The following is a 6,684-nucleotide window of genomic DNA, read 5'->3' on the forward strand; positions in this document are numbered from 1 at the left end:
ATACCAACCCGACCTGTCTCGCGGCCTCAACAGACAGCCACAACTTGTTGTAGTTCTTGGCTTTTCTTATAAATCTACAGCTCTGATATGCTTTCCGACCTTTGGGCCGAGGTAGCACCATGCAACTCATCGATATCGGCGTCAACCTGACCAATCCCAGTTTCGCGGATAAACACCAGGCGGTGCTTGAGCGCGCCTATGAATCCGGGGTCTGCCAATTGGTCCTGACCGGCACCAGCATCGAGGGCAGCGAGCAGGCTCTGGAGCTGTGCCAGCGCCTCGACGACACCGGCCAACGGTTGTTTTCCACCGCCGGCATTCACCCTCACAGCGCCAGCGAATGGACCTCCGACAGTGCCAGGCACCTCAAGGATCTGCTGATCCAGGAGCGGATCCGCGCGGTGGGTGAATGCGGGCTGGATTTCAACCGTGACTTCTCCCCCAGGCCGCAACAGGAAAAGGTCCTGGAAGAGCACCTCGCCCTGGCGGTCCAGTTGCAACTGCCGGTATTTCTCCATGAACGCGACGCCGACCAGCGTTTACTGGAAATCCTGCGCAATTTTCGCGATCAACTGCCGGCGGCCGTCGTGCACTGCTTTACCGGCGAAAAAAAGGCCCTGTTCAATTACCTCGACCTGGACCTGCATATCGGCATCACTGGCTGGATCTGCGATGAGCGCCGGGGCACGCATCTGCACCCGCTGGTGCGGGAGATCCCCCGTGGTCGATTGATGCTTGAAAGCGATGCCCCCTACCTGCTGCCACGTACGCTGCGGCCCAAGCCGAAGAACGGCCGGAACGAACCGGCCTACTTGACCGAAGTGCTGCGCGAAGTGGCGTTGCATCGAGGCGAAACCCCGGAAGATCTGGCGGTCCATAGCACCGCGTGCGCACGGGCGTTTTTTGGGTTGCCCAGCACTTCTGATTAAACGCCGTCCTTGTGGGAGCGGGCTTGCTCGCGAATGCAGTGGGTCAGCCAATACGGAGGCTACTGATGCACCGCCTTCGCGAGCAAGCCCGCTCCCACAGGGTTTTGCGGTGTCTGTTGACCCACATCAACATCCCGGCCCATGGGTAGCGGCACAATAATGGCACCTTGCCAAAACTGTTTCCGCTATCAGAGAAGACCTACCATGGGTGCCTGGCTTAGCAATATCTCGCTGAAGTATAAATTCTGGGCGGTCAATGCGGTCGCCTTTGTCACCACCCTGCTGCTGGTGCTCTACGCGGTGCACCTGGAACAACTAGCGCGCAACCATGCGGCCCAGGCAAATGCCCAGGCGCAGGCGCATCTGCTCAGCGGTTGGCCTGCCGGACAATCCTTGCCCAAGGTGGATGACCTGCTGATCTATCAGCGCGACCAAATACCCGTATTCAATGATCACCCGCTGCCTTCGCTGGCCCAGGCCGATGGCTGGGTCGTGCTCGACTCCGCACTGGTGTTCGGGATAAATCCACTGCTGGGCGCCGAGGTGATCCGTCGCAACGACAGCCAACAGCTCGCGGTGCTGGCCCACGGCGTCAGCCTGACCCAGGTGTTCGGCGAACGCTTCAGCCAATACGCGATGGCCGTGTTCGTGCTGATGTTGGCGATGCTCGGCGCGTCGCAGTTGTTGATCCGTTTTCTGCTCAGCCAGCTCAACACGTTGAAAGACGTAATGCTGCACGTGGAACAGACCGGCGACCTGGCCGCCCGCGTGCCGCTGGCTTGCAAGGACGAAGTGGGCCAGATGGCAGCGGCATTCAATGCCATGCAGGCCGGTTATCAACGCGTGGTCGACACCGTCGCCAGCACGGCCCGCCAGCTGGATACGGGGGCGGCGCGCCTGGCGTCGAGCATGAACGAGGTGCGCCACGGCATGCTCGGCCAGCAGAGCGAAACCGATCAGGCCGCCACGGCGATCAACCAGATGTCCGCCACGGTTTATCACATCGCCCAGCACGCCGGCGCCACCCGCGACCTGTCGAAAACCGCCGACACCCTGGCCGGCAACGGCCATGAAGTGGTCAACCGCGTGCAGCAGTCGATTTCCGGGCTGTCATCGGGCGTGCAGCAGACCGCCGAAATGATCCAGCGCCTGGCCGAAGACAGCCAGAAGATCAACGGTGTGGTCAGTGTGATCCACAGCATCGCCGAGCAGACCAACCTGCTGGCCCTGAACGCGGCCATCGAAGCGGCGCGGGCCGGGGAAATGGGCCGGGGATTTGCTGTGGTGGCCGATGAGGTACGCAACCTGGCCAAACGGGTCCAGGCCTCCACCGATGAGATCACCTCCATGGTCTCGGCGCTCCAGGCCGGCACCCGGGATGCGGTGGATTTCATGCAGGAGAGTTCGTACAAGGCCGACGACTGCGTGCAACAGGCCCGCGAGGCCGGCGAGGCACTGGCACAGATCGCCGGAGCCGTGGCGCAGATGCGCGAGAGCAACACACAGATTGCGGTCGCGGCCGAACAGCAGAGTCACGTCGCCGAGGAAATGAACCGGGCAGTGGTCAGCATTCGCGACGTGACGGAAAACACCGTGCGCCAGACGGTGGACTCGGCGACCACCAGCCATGACCTGGCGACTCTCGCAGGAGAGTTGAGCAAGGCAATTGGGCAGCTCAAGCTTTAAAACACGCAGCCTACTAACAGACGCAATACCTGTGGCGAGGGAGCTTGCTCCCGCTGGGGTGCGCAGCGCCCCCCCTCCGCAGGCCCTAAGCAATCGGCCAAGCCTGGCTGACAGTTGGGCCCGCTGCGCGGTCCAGCGGGAGCAAGCTCCCTCGCCACAAGAGCGATCCGTCTCGCTACAGTCACAATGGCTATGGCCACCTATCAGATCGATAGCCAACGGCGATTCGCCGCCCCGTCGGGCCATGCCTATTCTTGGGTCATTCGGTTTAATGAACTCAAGGATCCGCATCATGGGCAAACGTCACCTACACCTCCCGGCCTGGCAATGGCGCATCGCCCCTTACAATCGGCGCCACTCCAGCCACCCGGTTTCCCGGATGATGGCGGTGCCGCTGTTTATCGTCGCGTGCCTGCTCATGGTTTCAGGCGTGTTCAGCGAGAGCCTGGCCGACGTCGCCATCGGTGTGATCGGTATGGCCGCTGCATTCCTGGTACAGCGCCACGATCACCCCGAACCCTAGGCGAAAATCGTCACCGTCTGGCGACTCAGGGCAATCAGGCGGCCATCGGCGCTCCAGAATTTCGCCGCGACATGGCCATAGCCGTCCTGGGCATGTTCGATCTCGGCGAGGTATTTGCACCAATCCAGCGTCGTCAGTTCAAGCAGCGGCTGGATGAACTCAATGGTCCAGGTCAGCGTGCTGCCCGGCGCCATTTGTGTGAGGTGCGGCAACAACGCCGGGGGCCAGGCGTCAACCAATGCCAGGATATGACGCTCGCTCAACGCCTCTTCCTTCACATCCCCACGCAAGCGCACCCAGCCGCCCATGCTTCGCGATTTGTTACCCGTGAACGGCAGGCCGCCAACACTCCAACGCATCGCCAGGTGACGCATGAATTCCGGCGTGGCGCCCTTGATGTAGGGCAACTCCTGGCATTGCTCCACGCTTTTGAACTCAGGGGCAGGATCGGACTGAACCGCTACCACGGAGGAACGCGACGCGCCAAAACTGCCCTGCACCACGGTGACGACCTGGCCGTTCTGCACCGCTCGCCCCAATACCTGGCTCACAGCCTTGCCTTCACGCAGCACTTCGGCCTCGAAGGAAACAGGCACATCGGGTTCGACCGGACCGACAAAAGTGATCGCCAACGAACGTATCGGGCGATCTGCCGGCACCTTGGCCCGCATTGCCTCGTATTGCAGCGCCGCCACCAACCCGCCAAAACTGGCGCGGCCCTGGCCCCACTCCGGCGCGATAGTCACCGCGTCTGGCTGGCGGCGCACGGCATCGATCAAATCGGAAAAGCGCATGATGACCTCGAAGACAGCGGGAAATATGAAAGGATCTTAACCAGCAGAAGTCGGCGGCACAGCGCTCATTCCGGCCAAAGAGGCGGACAGATAGGCCGCTCTTTTGAATCCCGCCTCGATCAACTGTGGGAGCGGGCTTGCTCGCGAATGCGGTGGATCAGCGAAAGCTGTATGAACTGATCTATTACAATTCGCGAGCAAGCCCGCTCCCACAGAGTGGAATTTGTGGCTCAGGACTTTTCGAAACAACTGGCGATCAGCTTGTCCAGCACCCTGTCGGACTTGGCCTCGGCCTTTTCCATCGTCGTCTGCCAGACCGGCACGCAGGGGCGCAGGTCGGTCTCTTCTTCAGCCCGGGCCAGCCATTGCCAGCAATCGTGCCAGTCGCCCAACGCGCCCTGGGCCGACTTGAGCCGTGGCATCGCAGCTTTTGGCAGGCGATCGAGTTCTGGGTAAGCCTCGATGGCATAGCGCACGCGCTTGATCAGCAGACGCAGCCGATGGCGGTCATGGGCTGGATCGCGCAGGGCCTTGCCAAGTTTTTTCCATTGCTTGTCCAGGCGCTTTTCGATGCGCTGGCGCAATCCGCCAAGCAGCCCCTCGCGCTGGGCCGCGCGGATGAAGCGCGGGAACGCATCGAGGATCATCAGCAATTGCGTCAGCTCCGGGCTGTCAGCCACGGCGGGATAGGCGCCGGCCATTTGCGCCCGGCGCCGCTGCGCCGCTTCGGTCTTGCCATGTTGCTCAAGGTAAGCCGCCAACACTTCCCGGTCACGCAGAGGCGTGGTCAAGGTGCCCACCGCCGACGCGGCTGATTCCAACTGCTCGACGCCGGGTAACCCGCGCAACGGCCGCAGCAGACTGCGCAAGCGACGGACCGTGGTGCGCAAGTCGTGCAACGCTTCGCTGTCGGTATGGGCATTCAAGCGGGCCTGACAGGCCAACAGGCGGACTTCAAGGCCCAGTATCCGGGCCACCAGCCGATCGATCATGGGGGCGTACTCCGTACGCAGCTTCAAGCGTCGAGCTGCAAGCTTCAAGTGGGGAGCGATGCGCTTTTACTTGTAGCTCGCAGCTTGCGGCTTGTCGCTGCTTTTATCGTCCTGCGCGGGATTCGCGAATATAGAAACGCGCCTTCTCGGCTTTTTTGGTGCAGCCTTCAAAGGCTTCGAATTGTTGCTGGGTCTTGGCGCCGGTCAGCAGCGACAGGGCCTTGGAATAACTCACGGTACCGGCAAAACCTTCGGCCTTGGCCAGGTCCAGTTCATGCCAGGCGGCATCGAGTTGGCTGCCGCAGCTGTCACGGTAAGCGGTTTTGCCTGCGCAACCGGCCAGGGTCAAAACCATCAGGGATGCCACCAGGGGCAGGCAGATCCGGGCTTTCATCGATTACACCTCAAGTCAGGTAAACAGTCGTGCTGGTAAGACGGTCCCGCCGGCAAAAAGTGCCTGGGCCGGCCCGCTTATTCAAGTGTGGGCGAGAATACGCAAATGCCACGTCGGCGTGTCAAAAAACGACGCCTGCGCCACAACGATTGAGCCGAGCCGTAGATGCGTGCATTGTTGAAGTCTGTACGACAAGGGGCCAGGTCATGACAAAACGTGTCGCATTGGTATTGGGTTCGGGCGGCGCCCGGGGCTATGCCCATATCGGGGTGATCGAAGAAATCGAACGACGTGGCTACGACATCGCTTGCATCGCCGGCTGCTCGATGGGCGCGGTGGTGGGCGGGATCTATGCTGCGGGCAAGCTTGAGGATTACCGCAACTGGATCGAAAGCCTCGACTACCTGGACGTCCTGCGACTGGTGGACGTCAGCTTTCGCCTGGGGGCGATTCGTGGAGAGAAAGTCTTCGGCCAGATCCGCAAGATCGTCGGCGAACTCAATATCGAAGATCTGCGCATACCGTACACCGCTGTCGCGACCGACCTGACCAACCAACAGGAAATCTGGTTCCAGGAAGGTTGCCTGCACCAAGCGATGCGCGCCTCGGCGGCCATTCCCAGCCTGTTCACCCCGGTGATGCAAGGCAACCGCATGCTGGTGGACGGCGGCTTGCTCAATCCGCTGCCGATCGTGCCGGTGGTATCAAGCCACTGCGACCTGATCATCGCGGTCAACCTCAACGCCACCAACCAGAAGCAATACAAGTTGCCGGTGATTCCACGCCCCGCCGCGTTCCGGCGTCGCTTCGACACCCTGGTCAGCTCCCTGGGCTCACGCCTGCCGTTTCGCCGCAAGCAAGCCGAGCAACTGTTGCTGTTGGAGCAGGAAGCGCTGAAGGCCGAGGCCGCCGAGATCAACCCGTGGATCGATTCCGCCGAACCTGAAGGCCAGCAACCGGCCGCCGCGCCAGAGGCCGAAGGCGCGCCGAAATCCGCCACCGGCTCGTTCATCATCGACAACGTCGGCCCGGCCTCGTTGCTGGATCTGATCAACCAGAGTTTCGAGGTCATGCAGACCTCGCTGGCCCAGTACAAGATCGCCGGCTACCCACCGGATGTGCTGATTAACGTGCCGAAACGAGTATGCCGGTTCTTTGAGTTCTACAAGGCGCCGGAGTTGATCGCCCTGGGGCGGGAGATTGCCAGTGATACCTTGGATCGGTATGAGAGTGAGCAGAATTAAGCATCAGCACTGAGTCCATGTGGCGAGGGAGCTTGCTCCCGCTGGGGTGCGCAGCGCCCCCCGAACCGAACAGCTCGGTGTATCAGGCTCATTGAGTTGGCTGTACGGGGGCTGCTTCGCAC

Annotated in this window: 6 protein-coding genes and 1 pseudogene; 4 read left to right on the top strand and 3 right to left on the bottom strand. The window is 61.6% G+C overall.

Going from position 1 to position 6,684, the window contains the following annotated elements:
• Window positions 1-119 precede the first annotated feature (119 nt).
• The 3 genes and pseudogenes from RGM2987_RS19710 to RGM2987_RS19720 form a co-directional block, all read left to right on the top strand.
• Window positions 120-929 carry a TatD family hydrolase gene (locus RGM2987_RS19710; RefSeq protein ID WP_245144460.1) on the top strand — a complete coding sequence of 270 codons (810 nt, stop codon included), beginning with the start codon at window positions 120-122 and terminating at the stop codon, window positions 927-929.
• Between the two features lie 204 nt (window positions 930-1,133).
• Window positions 1,134-2,615 carry a methyl-accepting chemotaxis protein gene (locus RGM2987_RS19715; protein WP_245144462.1) on the top strand — a complete coding sequence of 494 codons (1,482 nt, stop codon included), beginning with the start codon at window positions 1,134-1,136 and terminating at the stop codon, window positions 2,613-2,615.
• A gap of 292 nt (window positions 2,616-2,907) precedes the next feature.
• A pseudogene (locus RGM2987_RS19720) lies at window positions 2,908-3,126 on the top strand (terminase); the annotation flags it as partial.
• An 8-nt stretch (window positions 3,127-3,134) separates the two neighbouring features.
• On the opposite strand, the gene RGM2987_RS19725 reads toward RGM2987_RS19720, so the two are convergent.
• The 3 genes from RGM2987_RS19725 to RGM2987_RS19735 all read right to left on the bottom strand — a co-directional run bounded on the left by RGM2987_RS19725 (window position 3,135) and on the right by RGM2987_RS19735 (window position 5,318).
• Window positions 3,135-3,932, bottom strand: a complete 798-nt coding sequence (locus RGM2987_RS19725; RefSeq protein ID WP_245144464.1) for a thioesterase family protein — start codon at window positions 3,930-3,932, stop codon at window positions 3,135-3,137.
• Window positions 3,933-4,162: 230 nt separating this feature from the next.
• Window positions 4,163-4,924, bottom strand: coding sequence for a CHAD domain-containing protein (locus RGM2987_RS19730; protein ID WP_245144466.1), 762 nt, complete (start codon window positions 4,922-4,924; stop codon window positions 4,163-4,165).
• A 103-nt stretch (window positions 4,925-5,027) separates the two neighbouring features.
• Entirely contained in the window at window positions 5,028-5,318 is a 291-nt protein-coding gene (locus RGM2987_RS19735; protein ID WP_245144468.1) for a hypothetical protein, read from the bottom strand.
• A 206-nt stretch (window positions 5,319-5,524) separates the two neighbouring features.
• Here RGM2987_RS19735 and RGM2987_RS19740 point away from each other — a divergent pair, with 206 nt between their 5' ends.
• Complete coding sequence (locus tag RGM2987_RS19740; RefSeq protein ID WP_245144470.1) at window positions 5,525-6,562, top strand: patatin-like phospholipase family protein; 1,038 nt, start codon at window positions 5,525-5,527, stop codon at window positions 6,560-6,562.
• Window positions 6,563-6,684: the final 122 nt, after the last annotated feature.

It is taken from the genome of Pseudomonas sp. RGM2987 (assembly GCF_022952855.1).
Classification (GTDB): Bacteria; Pseudomonadota; Gammaproteobacteria; order Pseudomonadales; family Pseudomonadaceae; genus Aquipseudomonas.

Coding starts and splice junctions, on each gene's coding strand:
- RGM2987_RS19710 (WP_245144460.1), top strand. CDS start 120: ATGCAACTCATCGATATCGGCGTCAACCTGACCAATCCCAGTTTCGCG.
- RGM2987_RS19715 (WP_245144462.1), top strand. CDS start 1,134: ATGGGTGCCTGGCTTAGCAATATCTCGCTGAAGTATAAATTCTGGGCG.
- RGM2987_RS19725 (WP_245144464.1), bottom strand. CDS start 3,932: ATGCGCTTTTCCGATTTGATCGATGCCGTGCGCCGCCAGCCAGACGCG.
- RGM2987_RS19730 (WP_245144466.1), bottom strand. CDS start 4,924: ATGATCGATCGGCTGGTGGCCCGGATACTGGGCCTTGAAGTCCGCCTG.
- RGM2987_RS19735 (WP_245144468.1), bottom strand. CDS start 5,318: ATGAAAGCCCGGATCTGCCTGCCCCTGGTGGCATCCCTGATGGTTTTG.
- RGM2987_RS19740 (WP_245144470.1), top strand. CDS start 5,525: ATGACAAAACGTGTCGCATTGGTATTGGGTTCGGGCGGCGCCCGGGGC.